The following is a 26,143-nucleotide window of genomic DNA, read 5'->3' on the forward strand; positions in this document are numbered from 1 at the left end:
GCCTGACAGATCAGCAGCCGGCAGCGCGAACCGTGGGGTACGGGTTGACGGCTTGTCCTCCGCCCGGGTGCACCTGGAAGTGCAGGTGCGGGGTGGAGAACTTCGCGTTCCCGGTGTCGCCGTTGTACCCGATGAGTTCGCCCTGGAAGACACGGCGGCTCCCGCCGACGTAGCTGTCGAGGTGTGCGTAGTAGTAGCGGTTGCCGTTGTCGCCGACGAGCGAGACGGCGTTGCCACCGAGCCGGTTCGACTTGAAGGTCACGACGCCACCGATCACCGCGTAGATCGGCAGACCGCGCGGGGCGATCATGTCGACCCCCTCGTGTCGACGGCCACCGGAGCGGGCCGCGCCCCACGTGTCTCCGTACGCGGAACCCGGCATCGGGCAGACGATCTGATCGACGTAGGTACCGCCGGTGTCGATCGCGCCGGGGCCGTTGCCACCTCCACCGCCGCCCGTGCGACCGCCGCTGGTGCCACCCGAGCCACCGGTGTTCTCGGGGATGGTGGTCTCGGGCGGAACGGTGACGGGCAGATCGGTCGACGGCGGCGGTGCGGGCTCGGTGACCGGAACCGCGTCACCGTTGGCGTCGGTGGGAACGGGAGCGTTCGGGTCGATCGTGGTGGTCGTGGTCTCCGCCGGTGCCTCGGTCGACGGCGGCACGACGAGGCCGGGGTTCGGTTGGGCGCGGGCGGCGGCTTCCGCATCGAGGCGCGCCCGTTCTTCGACCTCGGCGCGTTCCGCGGCGAGACGCGCCTCCAGCGCCCGTTGCACCGCTTCGTCCTGCAGGCGCTCCTGCTCGATCTCGCGCAGTCGCTCGACCTCGCCGAGCGCTGCCTCCTCGAGATCGGCGAACTCCTCGCGCTGGGCTTCCACCTCGTCCTGGCGATCGGCCACCTCGTCCTGCTTCTCGAGCAGGGCCTTCTCGGCCGCGTCGTACTCGTCGAGCGCGTCGGCACCGGTGTTGGTGAGGACGTCGGTGAACACGTCGGCCTGGATCTGGTCCTGAGGCTCCGACACGTCGGTCAGGAGCGGGATCCCCTCGGTGCCACTGGCGATGTAGCGACCGAGCGCAACGACTTCGACCTGAGCGCGCAGTTCGTCGACCGTCTCCTGCAACCGACCTTCCTCCACGATCAACGAGGCCAGATCGTCCTCGAGTTGATCGAGCGTGGATTCCGCCTGGAAATAGGCGTCGGCAGCGGCGTTGGCCTGGTCGCGCGCCTCCTGGATCTCACGGGCGGCCCTGTCGGCGGGACTCTCGTCCTGAGCGGCGACGGAACCTGGGAGAACGGTGCTCGCCGTGGCGATCACGAGCAGCATCGCCGTCACCAACCGCATGCGGGGGCCCTGGTTCCCAACGATGCGCATCGGGGAGAACCTAGCTCTCGTTGCAGTTTGGTGACGGTCAACCATCGACTGTTTCTCGGCACGTTCGCGCCACGCTTGAGGGTCCCATGACACACCCGATCCCGGCGCAGGAAATCAGCGACATCGTCCTGCGCCGTGACGCGCCGAGAATCTGCGTGGGGTGTCGTTGCGCATCGAGGCCACCGGACGAACCCCGAGACGACGGACGGTTCTCCGCCTGGGGACGCTGACCACCGAGACGGTGGTCAGGTGACGAGTTCGAGGAGTCGGTCGCTGCCGCGACGGACCTGGTCGTCGAGTACACGCTCCAGGATCGGTCCGGCCCACAGCGACCCGTCGTAGGACATGGTCATCGTCAACACGGTCCTGCCGGATTCTTCGACGGCGAGGTCGGCACGCAGGATCCACTCCGAGTGCTGGCGGCCGTCGGCCTCGCGTCGCTCGAACACCGCGACCCGGTCCTGCACCAGTTCGGTTCGCTCCATGCGGAGCCGTTTGGACCGGGCGAACGGACCGACCTGTGCACGCAGTTCCACCAGCCACGCCGGTGAGTCGCTCGTCGGATCGTCCGGGAGGCGCTCGACGTCGTGGACCAGCGGCATCCATGCCCGGTAGTCGGCGATGTCTTCGACGTGGACGAACAGGTCGTGCGGTTCCACGTCAGCCGTGAGGCTGCGGACGATCTCCACCGCTCAACCCCGCCCGCCGCGGAAGGCGCGGGACAACAGCGGGCTGCTGGCGGCGAGCAGCCCGTCGAGGTCGTCGCCGTCGTCGAACGCCGGCTTCCAGTTCAATTCCACGGGCAGTTCGCGCTCCTCGCCGCCGGCGGCATCGGGCGGTACCTCCGCCACATCGATCCCCTCCGCGGGTTCGCTCACCGGGTCGAGCTCGGTCGGGACGGCGACCTCGGTCGGGACGGCGGACTCGGTCGGAACAGCGGGCTCGGTCGGGACGGCGGACTCGGTCGGGGGCGAGACCGCCGCCGACGGCTCGACGGGGTCGCTCGACTCAACGGACACCGATCCCGCATCACCGACGGGTTCGGGCACACCGACGGTGTCGGCACCTTCGGTGGACTCGGGTTCGTCGATCTCCTCGACGAGGCCTCCGAGTGCCAACTGGCCGGTGTCGTCGTTGGTGCGGCGGCGCGGCCGGTTGCGTCGAGTGGCCGGACCGTCGGGTCGAGGTGGCGGGCGGAAGAGGTGCAGATCGGGATCGCGGAGATCGTCGAGGGTCCATCCACGAGGCACGGTCATCGTGTCGCCGTGACGCAGGCAGAGGACCCCGACCTCGGCCGCCACGCCCTCGCGGAGCAGGTCGATCCAGAAGACGAGATCTTCGGGACGCATGCCGTAGGTGAGGGCGGCGTTCTCGGAACAACCCGGTCGCTCGCACAGCCTGCCCATCGGCACCGATGGTAGTTCGCGTTCCCCCGTCACGCAGGGACGATGGCGGTGTTCGGGCCGCGAGCAAACGGGGCGTGCCCGTGAATCACGCCTGGCTCACGCGCCATCCGTACGTTGACATCGTGCTCACCGAACCTCACACAACGAGCTGCACCGACCACGTCCACCACCAGACCCCGGCGTTCACCCCGCTGATCGGTCGGGCCCGATGTTCCGACGGTCGGGGCACCCTCGCCCACCTCTTCTTCTCCGACGAGGACCTCGACATCGCCCGGGCCAAGGCGATCTGCCGGACGTGTTCTCTCCAGGTCACCTGCCTCGAACGCGCCATCACATTCCACGAGGCCTATGGCGTGTGGGGTGGGACGCTGTTGATCGACGGCGAGCCGGCACGATTCCCCCAGCGACGGGGCCGCCCACCATCGGAGCGCATCGAGACCGTGGCCGACGAGGTCCCGATTCCCGATCATCTCGTCGCCTGATTCCCACGTGGAAGCCCGCTCGACCCGTTATCCTCGGGCGTCCCGACCGGCAAGCGCCGTCACGGGCGCATAGCTCAGTTGGTTAGAGCGCTGCCTTCACACGGCAGAGGTCAGGGGTTCGAATCCCTTTGCGCCCACTGGTGACCGAGAGGAAACCAACGGGCGGGTGCACTTCGTCGAGGGCCGACGCGCCTCTCCACACTCGATGAGACAGACACCTGTTGATTCTCGGAGATCGGCGGCGCTGCAACCGATCAACTCTCGCAGCCGACGCCGTCCCGGTCGGAGTCGAATCGATGTGGGTCGGGCTGGAGCACGGTGAACCTGCGGAATGGAATGTCGTCGCAGTCGAGGTCCGGTGGAGGCGGAGGAAGGCACACCGTCGGATAGGACCGATCGCAGTTCGCGGGCGGCGGCTGGGTCGTCGGTGGTTGAGTCGTGGGCGGCTGAGTCGATGGTGGTTGCGGTGCGGTGGGCGGTGGCGGTGGCTGCTGCGTCGCGGTCTGGTTGCCGATGCGGGTGGCTGTTTGGCCGGCCCTGCCTGGCTCACCGAGTGTGTCGACGACTGCCCCGACCGAGGCGTCGACGACGAAGGTCGAACTGATGACGACGCATGTGAACGCCAGGGTCTTGATCAAACGCATGAAACGTGAACAGTAGTGTCGCAGCTCGGCCAGCAGTGCGAATCGAGAAACTCGCGGAATGCCTCGAACGAATCGGGTCAGGAGTATTCGATCATGTCGGTCAGGCCTTGGCGCTCGAGCTCCGCGACGAGTTCGTCCCATTCCAGGTCTTCGAGACATCGTCGACCTGCCTCGAGCGGCGGGTCGTCGTCGAACACCGGTTGTCGGGCGCCGATCGGCAGCATGACCGTGCCGTCCTCGCGGATCGTGTAGGTCTTGCCGTTGGTGGCTCGTTTGGTTCGCCATTTGTGTCGCGTCTTGGCACGGTTGTCCGGGTTGCACCGGATGCCACTGTTGGCCTGGTCGGTCGGACCATCGTCACGATCCCACTCCTCGGCGTGATCGACATCGCAGAACTTCGTGGGCAGCAGGCACCCCGGATGCTCGCACCGTTTGACCAACAACTTCGCCGCATCACGCGCCGAACCGGTGTACAGCCGGCTCTTTCGACCCTTGTCGATCACCACGCCCTTCGAGTCGACCACGACCCGACGAACGTGACCCGAGAGGGCCGCCTGGAGTACATCGTGAGCGTGGACCGGAACCCCGGCGTCGGTCTCGCAACGCCGATCGAGCAGCGACGCCGGGTCGCTCAGCAGTTCGTCGATCAGGTCGGCGGGGCGGGTGAGTCCGGTGAACGGGTCGACCGGCTCACCAGCGAGATTCGTATCGGTCGCCAGCCCGGCGGCGTGGGAGACCTTGGCGAATGTCTTGGCGTCGACGACGATGTTCAGCACCAACCGAGCCGCCCTGGCCGATCCGTCCGACGCCGCTGCGGCCCGGAACATCGCCATCAGCGCATCGAAACGGCGTTGCCGGGCGGTGCGGGCCAGATCGTGGAACTCGGCGTTGACCCCATGACGCTCGGCGCGAGCGGCGACGTCCCTGCGGAACTCCGCTTCGACGAAGCCGTCGAAGATCTCGATCATCTCGGCAGCTTCGAGGGGCGAACCACCCGACGCGTTGATCACCACGCCGTCACCCACGGCCGACACGTGCGCGTTCCGGTGCTCGATGGAATCGTCACGACCATCGTGCGCGCCGTCCTCGTCGAGGCACCGGATGGTCTCGTCGATCAGCTCTGCGAAGGAGGGTGAGTCACACACCTCGGCCTGTTCGACCAGCATCGGCACGAGCGGCCCGAGCCGATCGCTGATCCGACGGTTGGCACGGGCACGATCCAGTTGCTTCACCTGGGACCGCCCGATCCGACCCGACATCCACGCCTCGCCGACCCCTGCCAACTGGTCGACCGTTCGCCCCAGCGCCCGCACCTCTGCCGCCTCGTTCTTCGAGCAGTTCAGCTCGGCACGCAGGAAACCGTTGATCGTGCGGTGGCCCTCGCACTGGGCGATCGACCGCGCATCGATCGCCGCCACCAGGATCGCCTGCTCGGCGTCGATGTGACGACGACGCAGTTCGAGGTCACGGAACCGCTCGAGGATCTGGTCGGCGGTCATCTCGACCAGTCCGTCGATCACCTCGGAGAACATGTGACCATCGTATCGAACACGCGCGCGGTTGCAAGCCGCTGACCAGGCACTCCGCAACGAACGCACCGCGGACGTGACCACTCGAGCAGGGGCAGCACACACCGCATCACCGCACGTTCTGGGGCCCGATTTCCTCAACGACTCGATCGATCCAGCGGCCTCCGCGACCACTGCGCACGCGAGCACCCAGCGGGGTCTCAGGGCAACGAGAAATCCCGAAAATTCTTTCCGAGGCGATCAGGAACCGAGTGTCGGGTCGACGGGTTCCTGCTCCAGGCAGACACCGACCATGCCCTGGCGATCCCGGTAGAACTCGAACCCGTTCGGGCAGGAATCCTGGTCGCGTGCGGTCACCTGGCGAACCACCAGGTCGCCGCTCCCCGTACACACGACCTCGCCGGCCATGCCATTGGGCAGGATCTCGACGCACTCCCCGGTGCGCAGGATGTTGTCCGGCGCCGGGGGGCCGGACGGCTCGCCGAACTGGGCGAGCGCAACGATCACGACGATGGCGATCAGCGAGCAGAAGAGCAGACCCCGCCATGGGATGCGAGCCGGGCCCGGCGGATGCTGGAACGTGTAGACGGGAGCGTCGACCTCGGCCCCGCCGCCGCTCGACGTCGCCTCGGGCGACCTCGGTGTTCCTCGACGTTCGGCGTCGTACACGGCACGCCGACCCGGGTCGGACAGCACCCGGTAGGCCTCGTTGATCTGGGGCATCTTGTCGCCACCCGCAGCAGAGCCCATCGTCCGATCGGGGTGGTACTCACGGGCGAGTCGTCGGTAGGACTCCCGGATCGTCGTGGCCGATGCCGTCGTGGGCACCGCCAGGACGTCGTAGTGGGACCGACCGTTCACTCCCAGCAAGTTAACGGGGCGAGCTCACGGTGAACCCGGTTCAGCCGATGACGGACCGCAACATCAACTTCGTCTCGGTTCGTGCCACGGCTTCGTCGGCCCGGACCCACCGGACGAACGCATCGAGCCCCTCGGCACCCGCACACTCGGCGACGATCGTGTAGTCCGCCGAGCCGGTCACGTACGAGGCCATGATGATCTCGTCGCGCTCGACGAGACGGGCCTCGAACGCATCGGCCTCGTCGCCGGGCACCAGGCTCACGTCGACGACCGCTCGCACGGTGCGCCCCACCGCCGCCGGGTCGATGCGTGCCGAGTACCCGGTGATCACGCCGCGCTCCTCCAACCTCCGGACACGATCGGCGACAGAACTGGGTGCCAGATGCACTCGATCCGCCAGCTCTTTCCAACTGATTCGACCGTTGAAGCGCAGGATGCCGACGATTCGAGCGTCGACGGGGTCGCCAGCCGGAGAATCCACGGAGTGATCGTAGTGGTGCCACGGACTTCCGTTCCACCCGCGGACGAGCGCACGCGAACATGGTCACATGACCAACGCCAACTCCCCCGCCATCTCCACCGTCGGTGTCCCCAGGGAAGTCAAGACCGCGGAGCACCGGGTGGCGATGACGCCCGACGGCGTGCGCGAACTCGCCCGTGGCGGCGTGTCGGTGTTCGTCGAGGACGGCGCGGGCGTGGGTGCCTCGATCATGAACGAGGACTACGAGGCGGCTGGCGCGACCATCGTCCCCACGGCCGCCGACGCGTGGTCGCAGCAGATGGTCGTGAAGGTCAAGGAGCCCAAGGCCGAGGAGTTCCAGTACCTGCGCGAGGACCTGACGCTGTTCACCTACCTCCACCTGGCCGCGTACCCTGCGGTGGCCGAGGCGCTGCTCGCGGCGAAGACCACGGGTGTCGCCTACGAGACGGTGCAGACCGCCGACGGCGGACTGCCGCTGCTCGCACCGATGAGCGAGGTCGCTGGCCGACTCGCCCCCCAGATGGGCGCCCATTTCCTCGAACGCCACAAGGGCGGCCGCGGCGTGCTGATGGGTGGCGTCCCCGGCGTCAGCCCCGCCAAGGTCGTGGTGCTCGGAGCCGGCAACGTCGGTTGGAGCAGTGCGGTGATCGCTGCCGGGATGGAGGCCGAGGTGACCGTGCTCGACAAGAACCTCGACAGGCTGCGCTACGTCGACCAGATCCACAAGGGCCGCATCTCCACTCTCGCCTCGAACCAGGGTTCGATCGAGCGGACGGTCATGGAAGCGGACCTCGTGATCGGTGCGGTGCTCGTCGCCGGCGGCCGCGCACCCGTCGTGGTGACCGAGGACCTCGTGAAACAGATGAAGCCCCGAGCCGTGATCGTCGATGTCGCAGTGGACCAGGGTGGATGCATCGAGACCACCCGCGAGACCACCCACGACGAGCCCGTCTACGAGATGCACGGGGTGGTCCACTACGCCGTGGGCAACATGCCCGGCGCCGTGCCCCACACGAGCACCTATGCGCTCACCAACGCCACACTCCCCTACCAGTTCGAGGTGGCCGTGTACGGAGCGATCGGTGCCGCCCGACGCAACCCGGCCATCGCCCACGGTCTGAACACCGTGAACGGCTCGCACGCCAACGCCATCGTGGCCGCCTCCCTCGGCGCCACGGCCGTCGACGCGCTCGGTTGAGACGCTTCGGGCGCACACGCAGCGCCATCGACCCGTCTGGGCCGCCCACCGCGGGCAGTCCTAGTGTCGACTCCATGAGCGACATCGGCACCAGGACACCCGCCACACCGTCCGCACCGGTCAGCGTCCACGACCTCGACCTCCCCGTGGTGCCTCTCGACGCCCGCGACGGCACGCGGGACGAGACCGCCGAGATCTACCACTCGCTGTCCGCCGAGAGCTGGATCGCCCGCAGCCAGATCGGCTTCTCGATCCTGCACTACGACGACGTCACGGCGATCCTGCGCGACAAGCGGTGGCACAACGCCGTCGCGAAGCTTCCCGAGCTCCGGGGCATCACCGACCCGGCGTTCATCGACCGACCACCGTCGATCCTCGCCGCCGAAGGCGACCTCCACGTGCGCCTGCGCCGACTCGTCGCCAAGGCGTTCTCACCGCGTGAGGCCGATCGTCTCCGTCCGTTCATGCGCGACGTGGTGCACGATCTCGTCGACGACGTCGCCGCAGCAGGTCGCGCCGATGTCGCCGTCGACATCTGCGAGCCGTATCCCATCCCGATCATCTGCGAACTGCTGGGTGCGCCGCGCGAGGACTGGCAGCTGTTCTCACGCTGGGCCGAGGACGTGCTGCGCATCTTCAACGGCACGGCGCTCGACGAACTCGACGTCATCAAGCAGGCGCAGCTCGAGCTGAACGACTACGTCCGGGAGATGATCGCACGCCGGCGGAGCGATCCGCGCGAGGACCTGATCACCCAGTTGATCGCGGCGGAGGAGGAGGGAGACCGGCTGTCCACCGAGGAACTCGTCTCGATGGTGAACGCGGTCATCGTCGGCGGGACCGACACGACCCGCAACCAACTCGGGTGTGCCGTCGGCGTCTTCTGCGATCACCCCGAACAGTGGGCCCTGCTCGCCGAGCGTCCCGAACTGGCACCGCAGGCCGTCGAGGAGGTGATGCGCTACTTCGGCGCCGTCCGAGGGACCGGGCGATTCGCGAGCGAGGACATCGTCTACCGCGACATCCTGTTCCCCGCCGGCACGTTCGTGTTCCCGTCCCTCGCATCGGCCAACTTCGATGCCGACGTCGTCGCCGACGAAGGCGGAGTGAACACCTTCGACATCACCCGTGAGCCGGTCAAGGGCCGCACCCAGATGACCTTCGGCTCCGGCATCCACTACTGCCTCGGCGCCTCGCTCGCGCGCGCCGAACTCCAGGAGGCGCTGCCGATCCTGGCCCGACGGATGCCGGATCTGGCGGTCGACGGCGAGATCGAGTGGAAGCCACAGACCGTTGCGATCTTCGGCGCCGAGCAGCTTCCCGTCACCTTCACGCCCTCCGTCCCCAGGTCCTGACGACCGGACGCCGACCCACCCGTCAGGAGCAGGGGTCGGTCAGGACTCGTCGGCGCGAGGGCGTCGGCGCTGCTGCTTCACTTCGCTGCGCTGCGCCTTCGACGCCAACCGTCGCCGTTGCGAACCGCGCGTCGGCGTGGTCGCTCGGCGCCGCTTCGGAACGGACAACGCCGCACGCAACCTCTCCACCAGTCGCTGCTCGGCGATGACCCGGTTCCGCAACTGCGAACGCTCGTCGTCGACGACCACCCGGATCGGCGAGCCCAGCTTGTCGATCACGCGCTCGCGTTGCGCCTCGGAGCGGAATGCCGACGACGTCTCCACGTCGAACGTCAACTCGACGCGCGTGGCCGCCTTGTTCGCGTGTTGCCCGCCGGGCCCGCCCGACGCCGAGAACGTCTCCGTCAACTCGAATCGCGCGATGCGCACGGCATCGGTCACCACGAGTCGGTCATCGGCCATGCCTCCATGATGCCTGATCGGGAGCGTGCGAATACGGTGCGTTCATGGCAGACATCAAGCTCGGATACAACACCGGTTACTGGTCGGCGGGTCCGCCGTCGGGGGCGCTCGAAGGGATCCTCGAAGCCGAGAAGCTCGGGTTCAACTCGATCTGGACCGCCGAGGCCTACGGCTCCGACGCACTCACCCCTCTCTCCTGGTGGGGTGCGCAGACCGAGAAGGTCCAGCTGGGGACGGGCATCATGCAGATGTCGGCACGCACGCCTGCTGCCACCGCCATGGCTGCGCTCACCCTCGACCACCTCTCCAACGGCCGCTTCATCTGCGGCATCGGTGCATCCGGCCCCCAGGTCGTCGAAGGCTGGTACGGACAGCCGTACCCACGCCCGCTCGAACGCACTCGCGAGTACGTCGACATCATGCGCCAGGTGTGGGCACGTGAAGCCCCGGTCGAGTTCCACGGCGCTCACTACGACATGCCCTACGACGGCGGGATGAACCTCGGCAAGGCCCTCAAGCCGACCGTGCACCCGCTGCGCGCGGACATCCCGATCTACCTCGCCGCCGAGGGCCCGAAGAACGTCTCGCTCTCCGCCGAGATCGCCGACGGTTGGCTCCCCCTCTTCTTCTCGCCGAAGGAGGACGCCTGGTATCGCGAGCAACTCGCCTCGGGTTTCGCCGCATCGGGCGACGACGGCAAGGTCGACCGCTTCGAAGTGTCCTCCGGCGTGATGATCATCCCCGGCGACGACGTCCAGAAGTGCGCCGACATGGTCCGTCCCTTCCTCGCCCTCTACGCAGGCGGGATGGGAGCGAAGGGTGCGAACTTCCACTACGAGGTGTTCGAGCGGATGGGCTACGGCGACGTGGCCGACAAGGTCCAGAACCTGTACCTCGACGGGAAGAAGGACGAGGCCGCGGCGTCGATCCCCCTCGAGATGGTCGAGGACGTGGCGCTCGTCGGACCCGCCGACAAGATCAAGGGTGAACTCGACAAGTGGCGCGAGACCTGCATCACCGAGTTCCTCCTGTCCGGTCCGGCGATGATGCTGCCGATCTACGCCGAACTCATCAACGGCTGACCCAGCCGCCACGCACACCCAGCGGTGAGTCTCGGTCGCCCCCACACCGACGCAGACTCACCGACCAGCCGCCACCACACCGAGCGGTGCGTCTCGGTCGACGCCACACCGACGCAGACTCACCGGCAGGTTTGGGTCGTCAGGTCCGGGGGCCGTCGGGGCGGGTGACGTGGGCTTCGACGATGTATTCGTCGATCCACCTCCGCATGTTCTCGAACGCATAGATGCCCGTGGAGTGACCGTCGTTCCAGTCGAGGTTGAGACCCCAGTTGCCCGCCATCGTCGCCGTGGTGATGGCCACTTCGTCGGGCTTCGTCTCGGCCATGATGGACACCGACGTGCCCTTCTGACGACGCGAGTTGCACTCGGCGCACGGACAGGCCAGACGCAGCGGCGCCAGATCGAAGGTGGCGGTGACCCCGTCGGCGAACTCGAGGTACACGTGCTTGGTGCGATCGACTTCGATCGATTCGATGTCGTGGTCGGCCATGCACGTGCGAGGGTACCGTCACCCTCTCGATGACTGTTCCGATCGACGCCGACCCGATCGCCATCTCGGCGACCCGACCTTCACCGATGGGTCGATGGTGGCTCCGCAACCGATGGGACAACCTCACGTTCGTCCACTGGCGGTACGACCCCGACGTCATCCAGGCGCTGCTGCCCGACGGCGTCCGCGTCGACACGTTCGACGGCCACGCCTACGTGTCACTCGTCCCGTTCGAGATGATGCATGCGACACCGCGGTTCGTGCGACCGCTGCCGTGGATCTCGCACTTCGCCGAGACCAACGTGCGCACCTACATCGTCGACTCGGCCGGCAACCGTGCGGTCTGGTTCTTCTCACTCGAAGCCAACCGGCTGGCGATCGTCGCATTCGCACGGCTGCTGCTCGGGTTTCCATACATCTGGTGTGATCTCACCGTCGAGGTCGAGGACACCTGGCGTCGGTACGAGACGTGGAAGCGGCGATGGCCACACCGGCCCCGCTCCACGACGGCGGTCGCCGTCGAGATCGGCGACGAGATCGACGACCCCGACGAGCTCGACCAGTTCCTCACCGCCCGCTGGGGAACCGTCGCGCGCTGGCCGATGCTTCGCGGTCGACTTCGCCACCATCCCGTCGACCACCCGCGCTGGCGCGTCCACGACGCGACACTCCTCGAGTACCACGACGAGTCGTTCGAGGCCGCGGGCCTCCCGGCGCCGACGGGCGATCCGATCGTGCGATGGGTCGAGGGAATCGACGCCTGGTTCGGTCGCCCCACCCGCGTCTGACGAGCGAGCGGTCAGAGCAGGTCGGACGGGACGTCGACGATGCGTGCCCGCAACCACTCCCCCAGTGCCTTGGCCTGCGCGTCCTGACGTGTGGACGCGGCCACACCCTCCTGGAGCAGGTCGTGCACGACGAAGTTCAGCGCCCGGATCCTCGGGAAGCGGTGACGGTCGATCCGCAACGACTCGGTCTCGGGCAACAGGGCACGCAGTCGGTCGACCGTGAGCCAGGCATCGACCCAGGCCCAGGAGTCGTCAGATCGCGTGAACACACCGAGGTTGGCGTTGCCGCCCTTGTCCCCCGAGCGCGTCCCGATGATGCGCCCCAACGGGACCCGCTCCACGTCGCCGATCGCTCCCTGCTCGCCCGGCTCCCACTGATCCGATTCGGACGGGGCGATGTCCGCGGTGTCGCCACGCGACGAACGGTCTTGCGGAGGAACATCGACATCGGCGAGTGTGCTCTCGATCGCTCTCGAGGCGCCACCGAGCAGGTGGACGTACTGAGGGACCTCGGACCGGTCGACCGTCGCCGGGCGGTACACGCCGAACGGGCTCGCGGCGCCGGGACCCCCACCGAGGCCGTACATGCCGGGGATGCCGGCGAGGGCGGTGTGCACGTTGGCGTCGGCGAACGCCCTGCCGACCTTGCGTTCGTCCGCATCCTTCACCGTGACCCGCCAGATCGCCGTGGCTTCCTCCTGAGTCATCGGATCGACCTTGTCGGTGCGGATCACCCTGCTGTCGATCTGGTCGAAGTCGTCGGGTCCGGAGGGGCACGCATCCCAGAAGGCCGCCTGTGCGAACGCGGCCTTGGCCTCGATGTCGAGCCCGGTCAACGCCACCGTGAACGAGTTGCGGAAGCCTCCCAACTCGTTCATCGCGACCTTCAGCGTCGCGGGAGGCGGCTCCCCGACGGTGCCCGACACGCGCACCCGATCGGGCGCGATCTGTTCGAGTTCCACGGTGTCGAACCGAGCGGTCACGTCGGGGCCGAGGTACTCGGGGCCACCGATCTCGTAGAGCAGCTGGCTGGTGACCGTGCCCACCGTGACCGCACCGCCGGTACCGTCGTGCTTGCCGATCACGCACGATCCGTCGGCTGCGACCTCGGCCCACGGGAACCCGAAACGAGCGCGACCGCCCACCTCGGTCCGGCCGTCGATCTCGTCGAAGAACGAGTAGTTCCCGCCGGTCACCTGGCCGCTGCACTCGATGAGGTGCCCCGCCACGACCGCTCCCGCCAAGCGGTCCAGATCGGTCGGTGACCAACCGTGATGCCACGCGGCCGGCCCGCACACCACTGCGGCATCGGTGACCCGCCCGGTGATGACGATGTCGGCTCCCTGGGTGAGCGCATCGACGATGCCGAAGCACCCGAGATACGCGTTCGCGCTCACGAACCGGGACACGTCGCCCCAGCCGTCCTCCATGGAGTCGTCGGTGAACGACCGGACCGATCCGGCGCCGACGAGGTCCGCCAGGCGCGGCAGGAGGTCGTCGCCGTCCACGTAGGCGATCGTCGGGTTCAGTCCGAGCTTCTGGGCCACGTCGTGGACCGCCTCGGCACACCCGTCGGGATCGAGGCCACCGGCGTTCGACACGACCTTGATGCCGCGATCGAGGCACGTGCCCATGACCTGCTCCATCTGGGTCACGAAGGTGCGGGCGTACCCCTGCCCCGGTCGCTTGGCCCGGATCCGGCTGAGGATCAGCATCGTCAGTTCGGCCAGCCAGTCTCCGGTCAGGACGTCGATCGGTCCGCCCTCGACCATCTCGACGGCGCCGGACGGCCGGTCCCCGAAGAACCCGGAACAGTTGGCGATGCGGATCGGATCAGCCATCGGCGGCGCCGCCGGACTCGACGTCGGCCGCCGCATCGAGGCTGACGAGCAGGTCTCCCTGGTCGACGCGGGAGCCGACCTCGAAGTGCACCTCGGTCACCGTCGATGCCACCGCGGCGGTGATCTTGTGTTCCATCTTCATCGCCTCCACGACCATCAGCACGGCGCCCTCGGCGACGTCGTCCCCGACGGCGACGTGGACGGCGATCACGGTGCCAGGGAGCGGGCAGATCGGCCCGCCACCTGCGGCCTCGGCGTCGTGGTCGACGAATCGTGGACGCTGCATCCACGTCAGGGCGCCGGCGGCACTGCGCGTCCGCACGGCGTCGCCCTCGACGGTCACGTCGATCACCCGCCGCACTCCGTCCACCTCCACCGCCATGACCAGCGCCGCCGGGCGGCCGGAGTGGGTCTGACCCGATCCGGCCGTGTCGTCGAGCGAGAGGAGGCGGACCGCGCACCGGGGACGTTCGTCACGGGGCAGCGCACCGTCGTCGTCGGCCACGGGCCAGGCGCCGAGCCGGACGTCGGCGGCGTCGACGCACATGGTGAACTCCACCGGTTCGCCGACGTCGGAACCCGCAACCGACCAGATCTGGCGCTGCCCCTGCGTGCGCAGGTTGCGCCAACCCGACGGGGCGAACCCGGTGACCCTGTCGTTGCGACGATCGGCTCGCTCGGTGGCGAACACCGCTGCGATCAGCAACGCCGTACGGTCCGCACCCGTCGGCCCCGTTGCCGACACGACGTCGGGATGTTCGTCGAGGTACGCCGTGGGCGTCTTCGCGTTCAGGTAGTCGGGCTCGCCGAGGATCGACACGAGCGTCGCCAGGTTGGTCCGGACGCCGTCGATCTCCGACGCGCGGAGCGCCCGGCGCAGCTTCGCTGCCGCCTCGGCGCGGGTGGCACCGTGGGAGATCACCTTCGCGAGCATCGAGTCGTAGTCCGAGCTGACCACCGAGCCGGCGCGGAACCCCGTGTCGATCCGCACGAGGTCGTGTTCCCCGACCAGGTCGAAGGACGCGATCGGCCCCGTGGACGGCAGCCACCCCGCGGCGGGGTCCTCGGCCACGACACGCACTTCGATCGCGTGACCGTCTGTCGTGACCGACTCCTGGCGCAGCGGGAGTTCCTCGCCGGCGGCGACTCGCAACTGCAACTCGACGAGGTCGACGCCGGTGACCGCTTCGGTGACCGGATGCTCCACCTGGAGGCGCGTGTTGACCTCGAGGAAGTTGATCGAACCGACGCTCCCGGCCTCGTCGACGAGGAACTCGACGGTGCCGGCGCCGTGGTATCCGACCGACTTCGCCAGTGCGACCGCACCGTCGCAGATCGCGGCGCGTGTCTCGGGCGTGATCCCTGCGGACGGCGACTCCTCGACGATCTTCTGGTTGCGTCGCTGGATCGAGCACTCGCGCTCGCCCAGGTGGACGACGTTGCCGTGCATGTCGCCGATGATCTGCACCTCGACGTGTCGGGCACGCTCGATGTAGGGCTCGACGAAGACGGTGCCGTCACCGAACGACGACATCGCCTCCCGCGAACCAGCGGCGACCGCCTCGGCGAGTTCCTCCGCGGACCGCACGATGCGCATGCCCCTCCCGCCGCCTCCTGCGGCCGCCTTGACGAGCGCGGGCATCGGGATGCCGTCGGGGATCGCTCCGATCGTGCCGTCGTCCATCGGGATCTCGAACAGTGGGGCGGTGGGCACCCCCGACTCGATGGCGAGCTTCTTCGCCGCGACCTTGTCGCCGAGCATGCGGATCTGGTCGGGGGTCGGCCCGACCCAGATCAACCCGGCCGCGGCGACCCGTTCGGCGACGTCGGCGTTCTCGGCGAGGAACCCGTAGCCGGGGTGGATCGCATCGCAGTCGTGGGCACGTGCGATCTCGATGATCGCGTCCGCCCGCAGGTACGACTCCGCCGGAGTCGACCCGCCGAGCGCCACGGCGACGTCGACTGCGTCGACGTGCATCGCATCGGCGTCCGGTTCGGAGTACACGCCGACCGTGGAGATCCCGAGCCGATGAGCGGTCCGGGCGATCCGGCACGCGATCTCGCCCCGGTTCGCGATCAGGAGCCTCGTGATGCGTCGCGACATCGACCCTGCAGGTGTTGCCATGAAACTCATCAGTGCCTCCACACGCCGTACTCGGATGTTCCCTGGACGACATTGCTGTGGGCCGCGGAGAGTGCGAGGCCCATCACCGTCCTGGAGTCGCCGGGGTGGATGATCCCGTCGTCCCACAGGCGACCCGTCGAGTACAGCGCGGTCGACTCGGTCTCGATCTGCTGCTCCAGCGCACTCGTCTGTGCGACCAGCGCTTCCTCGTCGACCTCGATCCCGCGACCCGCGGCCGAGTTGCGGGCGATGATGTCCATCACGCCGGCGAGCTGCTTCGGACCCATCACCGCGATGCGATGGTTCGGCCACGTGAAGATGAAGCGGGGGTCGTAGGACTTGCCGGCCATGCCGTAGTTTCCCGCTCCGTAGCTGGCCCCGACCATCAGGTTGAAGTGCGGCACCTCGGAGTTGGAGACGGCGTTGATCATCTTCGCGCCGTTGCGGATGATGCCCCCCTGCTCGGCTTTCGAGCCGACCATGAAGCCGGTGATGTTGTGCATGAACACGATCGGCACCGACATCTTGTTGCACAACTGGATGAACTGGGCGCCCTTCTTGGCCTCCTCGGAGAACAGGATCCCGTTGTTGCCGATCACGCCGACGGGGAACCCGTGGATCGACGCCCACCCGCACACGAGCGTCGCACCGATCAACGACTTGAACTCCTCGAAGCGGCTGCCGTCGAACATCCGAGCGTAGATCTCGCGGATGTCGAAGGGGATCCGCACGTCGGCCGACGCACAGCCCAGCAGTTCCATCGGGTCGTAGAGCGGGTCGTCGGCCGGCATGGTCGGGCCGGGGCCCAGCTTCTTCCACTGCAGATGCCGAACGATCTGGCGGATGATCCGCAGCGCGTCCATCTCGTCCTGGGCCAGATAGTCGCTCAGTCCGCTGGTGCGGGAGTGCATGTCGGCACCGCCGAGCGATTCCTCGTCGACGATCTCGTCGATCGCCATCTTTACCAAGGGCGGCCCGCCGAGATACGCCGTGCCTGCGTCCTTGACGAAGATCGTGTAGTCGCTCATGCCCGGCGTGTAGGCACCGCCCGCCGTGTTCGGGCCGAACGCCGCGGTGATGGTGGGGATGCCGAGCTTCGACAGGCGGGTGAGCGCCTTGAAGCTCGCACCACCCTGGATGAACAGGTCGGCCTGGCGCGGCAGGTCGGCACCCGCCGACTCGTTCAGGTTGATCAGCGGCAACCGGTTCTCGCGAGCGATCTCGTGGAACCGCTGACTCTTCTTCCACGTGGTCGGGTTCGCCGCACCACCCTTGACGCTCATGTCGGTCCCGGTGATCGCACACTCGACGCCTTCGATCACGCCGATGCCCTGCACGACGCCCACGCCGATCGGATCCTGTGTGCCCCAGGCCGCCAGGGCGGACAGTTCGAGGAACGGCGTGTTCGGGTCGATGAGCGCCTCGATGCGCTCGCGCACGAGCATCTTGCCGCGCGCTCGGTGGCGGTCGACGTAGCGCTGCCCCCCGATGGTGGGCACCGTCTCCATCAGCGCTGCGACCTCGTCCCACATCGCCTGCATCTCGGCGAGGTTGGCCAGGTAGTCGTCGGACTTCGTGTCCAGCTTCGAGCGAAGCGGTGTTCCGATGCTCATGGCGCCGACCGTAGCCGCCGTCCCGTCGCCGATCCTGAACGGGACCCGGCCCCGACGTATCGTCGCCTGCATGACGACTGCATCCGGTGTGCGAGACGACCTGTTGGCCGAACAGGAGGCACTGGACGTGCTCGTCGCCGGCCTGGACGACGAGCAGTGGGAGTTGCCGACACCGAGCGAACGGTGGTCCGTCCGTGACCAGATCGGCCACCTCGCGTTCTTCGACGGCACGGCGGCGCTCGCGATCGTCGACGAGGACGGCTTCCGTGCGTCACTCGCCTCCCTGTCGCCCGTGTTCGCACCGGACGCCACCCCCGACACGATGGACGACTTGACGCTCGCCACGTTCCGAGCGATGACCCCCGCTGAACTCCTCGCGGCGTGGCGTGCCAACCGCGCCGTGCTCGCCGACGCGTCGGCCGGCCTCGACGACGACACCCGGGTCATCTGGTACGGCCCCTCGATGGGAGCGAAGTCGTTCCTCACGGCGCGGTTGATGGAGTGCTGGGCGCACGGACAACACGTCGCCGACGCCATCGGCGCGGTGCGCGAACCGACCGAGCGCCTCGCGCACATCGCGCAGCTCGGTGTGATCACCCGCAAGTGGACCTACGTCAACCGCGGACTCGACGTGCCCGACGCCGACATCCGCGTCGAGTTGACCGCGCCCTCGGGCGACGTGTGGCGATACGGATCCGACGACGCCGAGCAGTCGGTCACCGGCACCGCCGAGGACTTCTGCCTCGTGGTCACCCAGTGTCGACACGTGGACGCCACCGGCCTCGACGTCGTGGGTGACGATGCCGTCGACTGGATGAACAAGGCGCAGGCGTTCGCCGGCCAGGCGACCGACGGGCCGGCCGTGGCCTGACCGCCTCGACCTGCCGTTCCGACGATCCACCTCGATCCCGCGATCCGGTGGTCCGTCCGATCCCGTCCTTCAGTCCGCAGCCAGCGCTGCCGATGCGGCCACATGGCACTCCTCGATTCCGCACGCACCCAGCGTCGCCTCGTGGAGTGGCAGGCGCGCCGTGGCACGGTCCATGTCGTCGTCGGAGTGAGCGTGGTGTCGGTCGTGATCTCGGTGATCATCGCCTACCCGCTCCTGATCCTCGGCTACGGCACGTTTGCCGCGGTCGGCACCGTCGGGATGCTCCTGCCGGTGGTGGTTCCCGCCGCGGTCGCACGATCGCCACCCACCAAGTGGTCGCGGTCCTGCGCGGCGCGAACGACCTCGTCGCCGAACTCACCGAGACACGAGAACGACTGAGTGCCGAGATCGATCGCCGAGCCGTCGTGCAGGCCGAACTCGAGGCGCTCAGCAGGCACGATCCTCTGACCGGTCGCTCGGTCACGCCGTCGGTGACCTCGTCCTCGTCGAGATGGCGAACCGACTGTCCGACATCCCCGGGCAGCTGGTGGTCGCTCGTCTCGGAGTCGACGAGTTCGTGGCGGTCCACCGATCGACGCTTCCCGTCGAGGCACAGTTCCCGGACCATGATCGACGGATCGGGATCGACACGGACGGAACCGTGGTCACGGCACGGTTCTCGGTCGGCACCGCTCGTCACCACCGCGACCGTCCGGTCGACGCGACCCTGCTCGATGCGGACCGTCGGCTCTACGACGACAAGCAGCGACGGCGCGCCGTTCACGATTCACCGTCGATCGAGATGCTCCGCTCCGACTCGCCGCCGGTCGAGCCCGTACCGTCTCCTCGATGAGCGACGACGTCCGATCATTCTCCATCGACGTGCCCGACGGCGTGATCGATGACCTCCGCTCGCGGCTGCGAGCGACGCGCTGGCCCGAGAAGGAGACGGTGAGTGACTGGTCGCAGGGCACCCCGCTGAGCTACGTGCGGGAGTTCTGCGCGTACTGGGCCGACACCTACGACTGGCGCACACGGGAGGCGTCGCTGAACCGGTTCGACCAGTTCGTCACCCGACTGGGCCACGATCCCGACGGCGCACCCGGAGCCGACGGTGTCGACGTCCACTTCGTCCACCAGCGTTCGCCCCACGACGACGCGATGCCACTGATCCTGAGCCACGGATGGCCCGGATCGATCGTCGAGTTCCACAAGGTGATCGAGCCGCTCACGAACCCGACGGCGTTCGGGGGCGACGCGTCCGACGCATTCCACGTCGTGGCGCCGTCGCTGCCCGGATACGGGTTCTCGGGCAAGCCGACCGGAACGGGTTGGGGTGTCGAGAAGATCGGCGAGGCCTTCACACAGTTGATGGCTCGCCTCGGGTACGACCGGTACGTCGCCCAGGGGGGCGACTGGGGAGCCGCCATCACCCACTCGATCGGAGCCCTCGACCCGGAGCACTGCTCTGCGATCCACATGACCCTCGCGATGGGCGCTCGCCCGAAGGACCTCGACGACCCCTCCCCCGCCGAACTGCGCGCGCTCGAGCGAGCCGGCTACTACGCCGAGTGGGACTCCGGATACTCCAAGCAGCAGTCGACCCGCCCACAGTCGGTCGGCTACGGGCTCGTCGACTCGCCGGCGGCCCAGGCGGCATGGATCCTCGAGAAGTTCTGGGCGTGGACCGACAACGCCGACGACACCGGGTCGGAGGAGTCACGCCACCCCGAGAACGTGCTGACGCGCGACGAACTGCTCGACAACATCATGCTCTACTGGGTCAACGGCAACGGCGCTTCCTCGGCCCGTCTCTACTGGGAGAGCTTCGGGAAGCGGCGGCCCCGCGAGGTCGGTGACGTCCCCGTCGGCTTCGCGTCGTTCCCACGCGAGGTCGTCCCACCCGTGCGCGAGTGGGTCGAGCCGTTGTATCCGGGACTGTGCCACTGGGCCGAGTACGACCGGGGCGGCCACTTCGCTGCGTTCGAGGTCCCGACCGTGTACGTCGACGAGGTCCGCACGTTCTTCCGTCGATTCCGCTGATCGACCGATCCGTCCGCTGGCACGGTGTTCCAATTCGCTTGGCATCGCTTGCGCTCGCACGGGTAGCGTCGCCCGGAGTCCCGACACCTCGACATGACCACCGCCGCCTCCCCCACTTCGCCGCCCGCGGAGCCTCCACGCCACGGCCTCACGCCGGGAACCGCTCGCGCCGCACTCGCCTACCCGAAGTTCCGTCTCGTGTTCGTCGGCCTGGCGCTCAGCCAGATCGGCACGTGGATGCAGAACGTCACGTTGCCCGCCTACGTGCAGGACCGCACGTCGAGTCCTGCCCTGGTCGGTGTCACGATCGCCGTGCAACTCGGCCCGCTCCTCCTGCTGTCGATTCCCGGCGGCGCACTGGCCGACAAGGTCTCCAAGCAGAAGCTGATGCTGGCGATGCAGATCGTCTCGGCGATCCTCACGCTCGGCACCGCGTTCCTCGTCGCCCGCGACTCCAGCCTGCTCTGGATCTTCCTCGTCCAGGCCGGCATCGGCTCGGCGAACGCGCTGAACGCACCGGCGTTCCAGGCATCGATGCCGCTCCTCGTGCACCGGTCCGACCTGGCCGGTGCGATCAGCCTCAACTCGGCCATGATCAACGGGACGCGCGTCATGGGCCCCGTCCTGGCGGCGATCCTCGCGGCGTTCGGTCTGTCGGTGTCGTTGATCTTCGTCATCAACGCGGTGACCTACCTGTTCTTCATCGCCGCGCTCGTCCTGGTGCAGATGCCCGATGTCAAGGCCGACACCGTCGTCCGTGGCTGGCGTCAACTCGGGGTCGGGCTGACGATCGCCCGGAACCGACTCGTGCTGCACCGCCTCCTGATCGGGATGTTCTCGTTCTCGCTGATCAGCCTGATCTACGTCGGCCTCTTCCCATCGGTCGCCGAGCTCAACTTCGACATCGCCGCCAAGTCGTCGACCTACCGCTGGCTGTATGCCACGTGGGGGTTCGGTGCGTTCTTCGGGGCGATCTCGGTGGGCACGTTCCTCTCACGTTTCCATCGACGCGTGCTCATCGTGCGCGGGTTCACCGGCTTCGGCATCGCCCTGGCGATCTTCTCCCAGTTGCGCGATCCCGTCACCCCGTTCGCCGTCGGCTTCGTGTTGGGCTTCTTCTACTTCATGACGGCCACGGCGATCACCACGTCGCTGCAGCTGAACATGAAGGACGGCGAGCGGGCCTCGGTGATGCCGCTCTGGTTCATGGTGTTCGGCGGAACCGTTCCGATCGGCAACCTCATCGGCGGGGTGCTGTTCGAGGTGGTCGGCGCCCGCGCGGTGCTGGGAGTGGGCGCCGTGTGGGCCCTGTTCCTCGCCTGGTGGCTCGATCTGCGTCGTCAACCGCCCGAGTCGTTCCTCACCGAGGCCGAAGGCGGCGAGGCACCCCTCGTCGTCGGCGATCCCGCCGAGTAGCGCCGCCCAGGCACTCACGATCGTCGGGTCGGGGCGGCCGAACGCTGGTGACCGTCACCTCTACCCTGTGGAGCGTGGACATCGATGGCGCACGGCGACGTCGGCCTCGGGGGTCGGTCACGATCGTGGGTGCCGGGCCGATCGGGCTGACGACGGCGCTGCTGCTGCGCCGCCACGGCGTCGACGTGTCGATCATCGATCGTTCGACGGAACCGGTCTCGCAGTCGCGTGCCACCGATCTGCACCCGGCGACGCTCGAACGGCTCGATGCGTACGGCGTGACCAGCCGACTGGTCGACATCGGTCAGACGATCGAGCGGATCAACGTCGTGTGCGGCGGCCGCTCCGTGGGGACCTACCGACTGGGACGCAGAGCGTCGCCGTATCCGTTCGCCCTCACGGTGCCGCAGTGCACCACCGAGGGTGTGCTCCAGATGTTGCTGGCCGACGAAGGCGTTGCGATCGAGCGCGGCGTCGAGTGCGTCGACGTGCAACCCGATGCGAACGGCGTCACGATCGGCACCGCCGACGCGAGCCTCCCGAACGGCGCACCCGGATCGGTGACCCGACGCCGTACCGACTGGCTGATCGCCTGCGACGGTGCCGCCAGTTCCGTTCGCTCCGGGCTCGGCATCGAGTTCGACGGCTCGACGTCGACCGAGAGTTTCGCGGTCACCGACATGCTCGCCGACCTTCCGTTCGACCGCAGCGAGATGCATCTCCACCTCCGAGGTCGAGGAGGCGTCCACGTCCTGCCGATGCCGGTCGACGGCTACGTCCGGCTGTTCCTCGATCGGTGGCCAGGGCCTCCCGGCACCTCGCCCGACCCTGCCGCTCTCGCCGACGTCGCTGCGGAGCGCCTGGGGATCGAACCCTTCGTTGCCGAGCACACGCGATGGTCCTCGTCCTTCGTCGTGCACCGGCGAGTGGCCCGCAGGTTCCGCATCGGTCATGTGCTCCTCGTCGGCGACGCTGCCCATGCGTGTACGCCGATCGGCGGCCAGGGCCTCAACCTCGGGGTGGCCGATGCGGTGGCGTGGGTGGGCGTACTCGCATCGGTGATGAGCGGTCACACCGGGTGCGCTGCGCTCGACGAGGTGGCCGAGGTCCGACGGCGAGCCGCGATCCGGACCACGTGGGCGTCGTGGGCGGCGATGCGGGTGAACTGTCTCGACGGCCGCGCCGCCACTGCACGAGACGTCCTGGCTCGACACACCTTCGGTGTCAGCCGCCGACCGGTCACGGCTTGGCTCGCCGGCGCACTCGACTGACACCGCGGTGCGCCCGCAGACGCAACTGCTCCTCTCGACCGTCAGTCCTCGATGAGACCGTGACGGCGTCGCACCCTGCGATCGAGTGAGCCGAAGAGTGCGGTGTCGACGACGATGCCGATGACGAGGATGACGATCATCATGGCGATCAGACCGGTGGCGTCGGCGAGGTTGCGGTACTGCTGGAGGAGGAACCCGACCGATACGCCGAGCACCACGATGAGTTCACCGGCCATGAGGCTTCGCCAGGCGAAGGCCCAGCCCTGTTTGAGTCCGCCGACGAAGGACGGCATCGAGGCGGGCAGGACGACGTGGCGGAACCTGGCGTAGCCGGTGGCGCCCATCATGCGTCCGGCGCGGAGCAGGACGGGGGGGACGTGGTCGACGCCGGTGATCAGCCCGTTGGCGATCGAGGGCGCTGCGCCGAGGACCACGACGAAGGTGATCGCCCGTTCGGAGAGCCCGAACAGCAGGATCGCGAGCGGGAACCATGCGATGGACGGCATGGTCTGCAGGCCGGTGATCAACGATCCCACCGCTGATCGGATGATCCGTGACGACGACACGAGACCGCCGGTGACGACGCCGATCGCGAGGGCCATCGTGAATCCGTAGCCGGCCCGTTCCGCGGTGGTCGTGAGCGCCGTCGCGACGGTGCCGTCGGCGATGAGTTCGCCCAGACGCTGGAACACCGTCGCTGGGGCGGGGAGGACGTATTCGGGTCGCCAACCGGACCACACGATCAGTTGCCAGGCACCGACGCCGATGGCGATGGCGGCCATCTTGGGCCAGACGGCGAACCACGCTCGGCGGGCGAGCGCTCCTCGGTTCGCCGGAGGGTGTCCGTCGGCCATCGCACGCTCGGGACCGACGTCGTCGGGCGTCGTGTCGATGGTGAGGGTGGGGGCGTCAGCGGTGTGCATGGGCGAGGGCCTCGTCGCGGAGTTGGTCGGTCACGGTGCGGGCGAGCGTCGACACGGCGGGGGTGTCGATGCGGCGGGGACGTTCGATGTCGACCATGAACTCGGCGGTGACGCGTCCGGGGCGCGGTGACATGACGACGATCCGATCGGCGAGCCGAGCTGCTTCTCGGACGTTGTGGGTGACGAACAGCACCGTGAGTCCTCGGGCTCGCACGAGTTCGTCGAGTTCTTCGTGGAGGATGTCACGGGTCATCGCGTCGAGGGCTCCGAACGGTTCGTCCATCAGCAGGACGTCGGAGTCCTGGGCGAAGGCGCGGGCGAGGGCGGCGCGTTGGCGCATCCCGCCGGACAGCTGATGCGGGCGCTTCGCCGCGAAGCCGTCGAGTTTCACCGTGGCGATCAACTCGCGTGAGCGTGCGGAGCGTTGCGCCTTGTCGATGCCCGCGAGCCGCATGGGGAGTTGGATGTTCTCCGCGACCGTCAGCCAGGGGAAGAGTGCCGACTCCTGGAACATCATCGCAACCCGTCCGTCGACCGACACCGTTCCGGCGCTCGGCGATTCGAGCCCGGCGACGAGGTTGAGGATCGTGGACTTGCCGCAACCGGAGGCGCCGATGAGGCAGACGAACTCGCCTCTCTCCACGTGGAGGTCGACCGAGGAGAGGGCGGTGATCGCCGCGACGCCGGTGCCGAAGGTCTTGTCGACCCCGGACAGTCGGACGATGCTCACAGGCCGTCCACAGCGGGCAGGTCACGTTCGGCGAGTACTTCGTCGAGCAGGGTGAGGTCGTAGATGCCCGGTGTGGTGAGGTCGACCGGTTCGAGCAAGCCGACCTCGACGGCGTCGTCGGCTGAGCCCTGCAGAGATCCCGAGACCGGATCGAGGGTGAACTCGAGGTTCTCCCAGGCGCCGGTGATCGTCTCCTCGCCGAGGGCGGTGGTCGTGATGCGTTCGATGCCGTCGTTCGTGGTCTGCTGCGCCGCCGTCGGGTCGGCGTTGGCGATGTCGATCGAGTCGGCGAGGCCGGCGATCAGGTCACGGACCACGTCGGGATGCTCCTCGAGGAACGATGTCGCGACGATCAGGTGAGTGGTGACGAACTGACCGTCTGGCCACACCTCGGCCTCGTTCAGCAACACCTGTCCGCCGCCTTCGAGCACGAGGCGGGTCGCCCACGGCTCGGGCACCCAGGCGCCGTCCAGCTCGCCGGCCTGGAATGCGGCCAGGGTGTCGGCATTGTCCTGCGGGGTGATGGAGACGTCGCCGCCTCCGCTCGTGTCGGTCTCGTACCCCTGCTCGAGCAGCCATGCCCGCAGCGCGACGTCCTGGGTGTTGCCCAACGACGGTGTCGCGATCCTCGTGCCGGCGAGGTCGGCCGGTGACTCGATGCCCTCGCGGACGACGAGCGACGCGCCACCCGAGGTGGTGCCCGCCACGATGCGCAGCGCATCGCCGTTGGAGCGTGCGTAGCCGTTGATGGCCGGGTTCGGTCCGATGAAGCTCGCGTCCAGGGCCCCGGAGAAGATCGCCTCGGTCACCTCGGTACCGGAGTTGAACGTCGCGAGTTCGAGATCCACGTCCTCGCCCAGCGCTTCGACGAACACGCCGTCCTCCACACCGATGATCGCCGGGGCGTGGGTCACGTTCGGGAAGTAGCCCAGGCGCAGCGTCACGTCACCGGCGTCGCTCCCCGCTTCCCGTGACGACGACGTCGCGGCGCCGTCGCCGGGCGTCGCCGCGCCCGCACCGTCGTCGCTGCCGCCGCACGCAGCGGCAGCGGCGACCAGGGCGACGAGCGCAAGGGGGCGGAGGACACGTTGAGGGAACGACATGGCCGCTGAAGATACAATGTGAAACATGAAACCACAATATGGAATTGATGATTGATC

At 68.1% G+C, this 26,143-nt stretch carries 24 protein-coding genes, 1 tRNA gene and 2 pseudogenes; 12 read left to right on the forward strand and 15 right to left on the reverse strand.

What is annotated here, in order from left to right:
* Positions 1-10: 10 nt before the first annotated feature.
* The 3 genes from ABJK40_RS11895 to ABJK40_RS11905 form a co-directional block, all read right to left on the reverse strand.
* The gene (locus ABJK40_RS11895) at positions 11-1,372 is read right to left on the reverse strand and encodes a peptidoglycan DD-metalloendopeptidase family protein (RefSeq protein ID WP_348481440.1); all 1,362 of its coding nucleotides are present in this window, start codon (positions 1,370-1,372) and stop codon (positions 11-13) included.
* A gap of 245 nt (positions 1,373-1,617) precedes the next feature.
* The gene (locus tag ABJK40_RS11900) at positions 1,618-2,061 is read right to left on the reverse strand and encodes an SRPBCC family protein (RefSeq protein ID WP_348481438.1); all 444 of its coding nucleotides are present in this window, start codon (positions 2,059-2,061) and stop codon (positions 1,618-1,620) included.
* Positions 2,062-2,064: 3 nt separating this feature from the next.
* The gene (locus tag ABJK40_RS11905; RefSeq protein ID WP_348481436.1) at positions 2,065-2,778 is read right to left on the reverse strand and encodes a hypothetical protein; all 714 of its coding nucleotides are present in this window, start codon (positions 2,776-2,778) and stop codon (positions 2,065-2,067) included.
* A 122-nt stretch (positions 2,779-2,900) separates the two neighbouring features.
* On the opposite strand from ABJK40_RS11905, the gene ABJK40_RS11910 reads away from it, so the two are divergent.
* Both ABJK40_RS11910 and ABJK40_RS11915 read left to right on the forward strand, forming a co-directional pair.
* Entirely contained in the window at positions 2,901-3,260 is a 360-nt protein-coding gene (locus ABJK40_RS11910) for a WhiB family transcriptional regulator (protein WP_348481434.1), read from the forward strand.
* 63 nt (positions 3,261-3,323) lie between these two features.
* Positions 3,324-3,397 (forward strand) — tRNA-Val (locus tag ABJK40_RS11915).
* Between the two features lie 117 nt (positions 3,398-3,514).
* Here ABJK40_RS11915 and ABJK40_RS11920 read toward each other — a convergent pair.
* The 4 genes and pseudogenes from ABJK40_RS11920 to ABJK40_RS11935 form a co-directional block, all read right to left on the reverse strand.
* A pseudogene (locus ABJK40_RS11920) lies at positions 3,515-3,661 on the reverse strand (nuclease); the annotation flags it as partial.
* Between the two features lie 320 nt (positions 3,662-3,981).
* Positions 3,982-5,436 (reverse strand): DUF222 domain-containing protein, encoded by a 1,455-nt coding sequence (locus ABJK40_RS11925; RefSeq protein ID WP_348481433.1) that lies wholly within the window; start codon positions 5,434-5,436, stop codon positions 3,982-3,984.
* A gap of 237 nt (positions 5,437-5,673) precedes the next feature.
* Positions 5,674-6,294, reverse strand: a complete 621-nt coding sequence (locus ABJK40_RS11930; RefSeq protein ID WP_348481431.1) for a J domain-containing protein — start codon at positions 6,292-6,294, stop codon at positions 5,674-5,676.
* 40 nt (positions 6,295-6,334) lie between these two features.
* A complete protein-coding gene (locus ABJK40_RS11935) occupies positions 6,335-6,775 on the reverse strand; it encodes an Lrp/AsnC family transcriptional regulator (RefSeq protein WP_348481429.1) in 441 nt (146 codons plus the stop codon).
* Positions 6,776-6,842: 67 nt separating this feature from the next.
* Between ABJK40_RS11935 and ald the strand changes: the two genes are divergently transcribed.
* Positions 6,843-7,973: an alanine dehydrogenase gene (ald, locus tag ABJK40_RS11940; RefSeq protein WP_348481427.1), complete on the forward strand. Its 1,131-nt coding sequence runs from the start codon at positions 6,843-6,845 to the stop codon at positions 7,971-7,973.
* Positions 7,974-8,047: 74 nt separating this feature from the next.
* Positions 8,048-9,328, forward strand: a complete 1,281-nt coding sequence (locus tag ABJK40_RS11945; RefSeq protein WP_348481426.1) for a cytochrome P450 — start codon at positions 8,048-8,050, stop codon at positions 9,326-9,328.
* Positions 9,329-9,367: 39 nt separating this feature from the next.
* On the opposite strand, the gene arfB is transcribed toward ABJK40_RS11945, so the two are convergent.
* The gene (gene arfB, locus ABJK40_RS11950; RefSeq protein WP_348481424.1) at positions 9,368-9,790 is read right to left on the reverse strand and encodes an alternative ribosome rescue aminoacyl-tRNA hydrolase ArfB; all 423 of its coding nucleotides are present in this window, start codon (positions 9,788-9,790) and stop codon (positions 9,368-9,370) included.
* Positions 9,791-9,843: 53 nt separating this feature from the next.
* Here arfB and ABJK40_RS11955 point away from each other — a divergent pair, with 53 nt between their 5' ends.
* Entirely contained in the window at positions 9,844-10,872 is a 1,029-nt protein-coding gene (locus tag ABJK40_RS11955; protein WP_348481490.1) for an LLM class F420-dependent oxidoreductase, read from the forward strand.
* Positions 10,873-11,011: 139 nt separating this feature from the next.
* Here the strand turns inward: ABJK40_RS11955 and ABJK40_RS11960 are convergent, their stop codons facing one another.
* Entirely contained in the window at positions 11,012-11,362 is a 351-nt protein-coding gene (locus ABJK40_RS11960; RefSeq protein WP_348481422.1) for a DUF971 domain-containing protein, read from the reverse strand.
* A 29-nt stretch (positions 11,363-11,391) separates the two neighbouring features.
* Here ABJK40_RS11960 and ABJK40_RS11965 point away from each other — a divergent pair, with 29 nt between their 5' ends.
* A complete protein-coding gene (locus ABJK40_RS11965; protein WP_348481420.1) occupies positions 11,392-12,150 on the forward strand; it encodes a DUF2071 domain-containing protein in 759 nt (252 codons plus the stop codon).
* Positions 12,151-12,161: 11 nt separating this feature from the next.
* On the opposite strand, the gene ABJK40_RS11970 is transcribed toward ABJK40_RS11965, so the two are convergent.
* From ABJK40_RS11970 to ABJK40_RS11980, 3 genes are read right to left on the reverse strand one after another with little or no spacing between them, the layout of a single operon-like run.
* Positions 12,162-13,991 (reverse strand): acyclic terpene utilization AtuA family protein, encoded by a 1,830-nt coding sequence (locus ABJK40_RS11970; protein ID WP_348481418.1) that lies wholly within the window; start codon positions 13,989-13,991, stop codon positions 12,162-12,164.
* Complete coding sequence (locus ABJK40_RS11975) at positions 13,984-16,116, reverse strand: biotin carboxylase N-terminal domain-containing protein (RefSeq protein ID WP_348510273.1); 2,133 nt, start codon at positions 16,114-16,116, stop codon at positions 13,984-13,986. Before ABJK40_RS11975 ends, ABJK40_RS11970 begins: the two co-directional genes overlap by 8 nt.
* A gap of 8 nt (positions 16,117-16,124) precedes the next feature.
* Positions 16,125-17,657 (reverse strand): carboxyl transferase domain-containing protein, encoded by a 1,533-nt coding sequence (locus tag ABJK40_RS11980; RefSeq protein WP_348478834.1) that lies wholly within the window; start codon positions 17,655-17,657, stop codon positions 16,125-16,127.
* Positions 17,658-17,799: 142 nt separating this feature from the next.
* On the opposite strand from ABJK40_RS11980, the gene ABJK40_RS11985 reads away from it, so the two are divergent.
* From ABJK40_RS11985 to ABJK40_RS12010, 6 genes and pseudogenes are all read left to right on the forward strand, one after another.
* Positions 17,800-18,600, forward strand: a complete 801-nt coding sequence (locus ABJK40_RS11985) for a TIGR03084 family metal-binding protein (RefSeq protein ID WP_348478833.1) — start codon at positions 17,800-17,802, stop codon at positions 18,598-18,600.
* 102 nt (positions 18,601-18,702) lie between these two features.
* Positions 18,703-18,999 carry a hypothetical protein gene (locus tag ABJK40_RS11990; RefSeq protein WP_348478836.1) on the forward strand — a complete coding sequence of 99 codons (297 nt, stop codon included), beginning with the start codon at positions 18,703-18,705 and terminating at the stop codon, positions 18,997-18,999.
* Positions 19,000-19,081: 82 nt separating this feature from the next.
* A pseudogene (locus ABJK40_RS11995) lies at positions 19,082-19,453 on the forward strand (diguanylate cyclase); the annotation flags it as partial.
* Positions 19,450-20,643, forward strand: coding sequence for an epoxide hydrolase family protein (locus ABJK40_RS12000; protein ID WP_348510274.1), 1,194 nt, complete (start codon positions 19,450-19,452; stop codon positions 20,641-20,643). The pseudogene ABJK40_RS11995 and the gene ABJK40_RS12000, both read left to right, overlap by 4 nt.
* A 93-nt stretch (positions 20,644-20,736) precedes the next feature.
* Positions 20,737-22,059, forward strand: a complete 1,323-nt coding sequence (locus tag ABJK40_RS12005) for an MFS transporter (RefSeq protein WP_348480725.1) — start codon at positions 20,737-20,739, stop codon at positions 22,057-22,059.
* Positions 22,060-22,133: 74 nt separating this feature from the next.
* Entirely contained in the window at positions 22,134-23,330 is a 1,197-nt protein-coding gene (locus ABJK40_RS12010; protein ID WP_348480726.1) for an NAD(P)/FAD-dependent oxidoreductase, read from the forward strand.
* A gap of 41 nt (positions 23,331-23,371) precedes the next feature.
* Here the strand turns inward: ABJK40_RS12010 and ABJK40_RS12015 are convergent, their stop codons facing one another.
* The 3 genes from ABJK40_RS12015 to ABJK40_RS12025 are packed head-to-tail and all read right to left on the reverse strand — an operon-like array spanning position 23,372 to position 26,086.
* Positions 23,372-24,253, reverse strand: a complete 882-nt coding sequence (locus ABJK40_RS12015; RefSeq protein WP_348480727.1) for an ABC transporter permease — start codon at positions 24,251-24,253, stop codon at positions 23,372-23,374.
* Positions 24,240-24,983 (reverse strand): ABC transporter ATP-binding protein, encoded by a 744-nt coding sequence (locus tag ABJK40_RS12020; RefSeq protein ID WP_348480728.1) that lies wholly within the window; start codon positions 24,981-24,983, stop codon positions 24,240-24,242. Before ABJK40_RS12020 ends, ABJK40_RS12015 begins: the two co-directional genes overlap by 14 nt.
* The gene (locus ABJK40_RS12025) at positions 24,980-26,086 is read right to left on the reverse strand and encodes an ABC transporter substrate-binding protein (protein WP_348480729.1); all 1,107 of its coding nucleotides are present in this window, start codon (positions 26,084-26,086) and stop codon (positions 24,980-24,982) included. The genes ABJK40_RS12020 and ABJK40_RS12025 overlap by 4 nt, the downstream gene beginning before the upstream one ends.
* Between the last annotated feature and the right edge of the window lie 57 nt (positions 26,087-26,143).

The sequence above is a fragment of the Ilumatobacter sp. genome (genome assembly GCF_039969435.1).
In the GTDB taxonomy this organism is placed as follows: domain Bacteria; phylum Actinomycetota; class Acidimicrobiia; order Acidimicrobiales; family Ilumatobacteraceae; genus Ilumatobacter_A.

Coding starts and splice junctions, on each gene's coding strand:
- ABJK40_RS11895 (WP_348481440.1), bottom strand. CDS start 1,372: ATGCGCATCGTTGGGAACCAGGGCCCCCGCATGCGGTTGGTGACGGCG.
- ABJK40_RS11905 (WP_348481436.1), bottom strand. CDS start 2,778: ATGGGCAGGCTGTGCGAGCGACCGGGTTGTTCCGAGAACGCCGCCCTC.
- ABJK40_RS11925 (WP_348481433.1), bottom strand. CDS start 5,436: ATGTTCTCCGAGGTGATCGACGGACTGGTCGAGATGACCGCCGACCAG.
- ald (WP_348481427.1), top strand. CDS start 6,843: ATGACCAACGCCAACTCCCCCGCCATCTCCACCGTCGGTGTCCCCAGG.
- ABJK40_RS11945 (WP_348481426.1), top strand. CDS start 8,048: ATGAGCGACATCGGCACCAGGACACCCGCCACACCGTCCGCACCGGTC.
- arfB (WP_348481424.1), bottom strand. CDS start 9,790: ATGGCCGATGACCGACTCGTGGTGACCGATGCCGTGCGCATCGCGCGA.
- ABJK40_RS11960 (WP_348481422.1), bottom strand. CDS start 11,362: ATGGCCGACCACGACATCGAATCGATCGAAGTCGATCGCACCAAGCAC.
- ABJK40_RS11965 (WP_348481420.1), top strand. CDS start 11,392: ATGACTGTTCCGATCGACGCCGACCCGATCGCCATCTCGGCGACCCGA.
- ABJK40_RS11970 (WP_348481418.1), bottom strand. CDS start 13,991: ATGGCTGATCCGATCCGCATCGCCAACTGTTCCGGGTTCTTCGGGGAC.
- ABJK40_RS11975 (WP_348510273.1), bottom strand. CDS start 16,116: ATGGCAACACCTGCAGGGTCGATGTCGCGACGCATCACGAGGCTCCTG.
- ABJK40_RS11980 (WP_348478834.1), bottom strand. CDS start 17,657: ATGCAGGCGATGTGGGACGAGGTCGCAGCGCTGATGGAGACGGTGCCC.
- ABJK40_RS11985 (WP_348478833.1), top strand. CDS start 17,800: ATGACGACTGCATCCGGTGTGCGAGACGACCTGTTGGCCGAACAGGAG.
- ABJK40_RS11990 (WP_348478836.1), top strand. CDS start 18,703: ATGGCACTCCTCGATTCCGCACGCACCCAGCGTCGCCTCGTGGAGTGG.
- ABJK40_RS12000 (WP_348510274.1), top strand. CDS start 19,450: ATGAGCGACGACGTCCGATCATTCTCCATCGACGTGCCCGACGGCGTG.
- ABJK40_RS12005 (WP_348480725.1), top strand. CDS start 20,737: ATGACCACCGCCGCCTCCCCCACTTCGCCGCCCGCGGAGCCTCCACGC.
- ABJK40_RS12015 (WP_348480727.1), bottom strand. CDS start 24,253: ATGCACACCGCTGACGCCCCCACCCTCACCATCGACACGACGCCCGAC.
- ABJK40_RS12025 (WP_348480729.1), bottom strand. CDS start 26,086: ATGTCGTTCCCTCAACGTGTCCTCCGCCCCCTTGCGCTCGTCGCCCTG.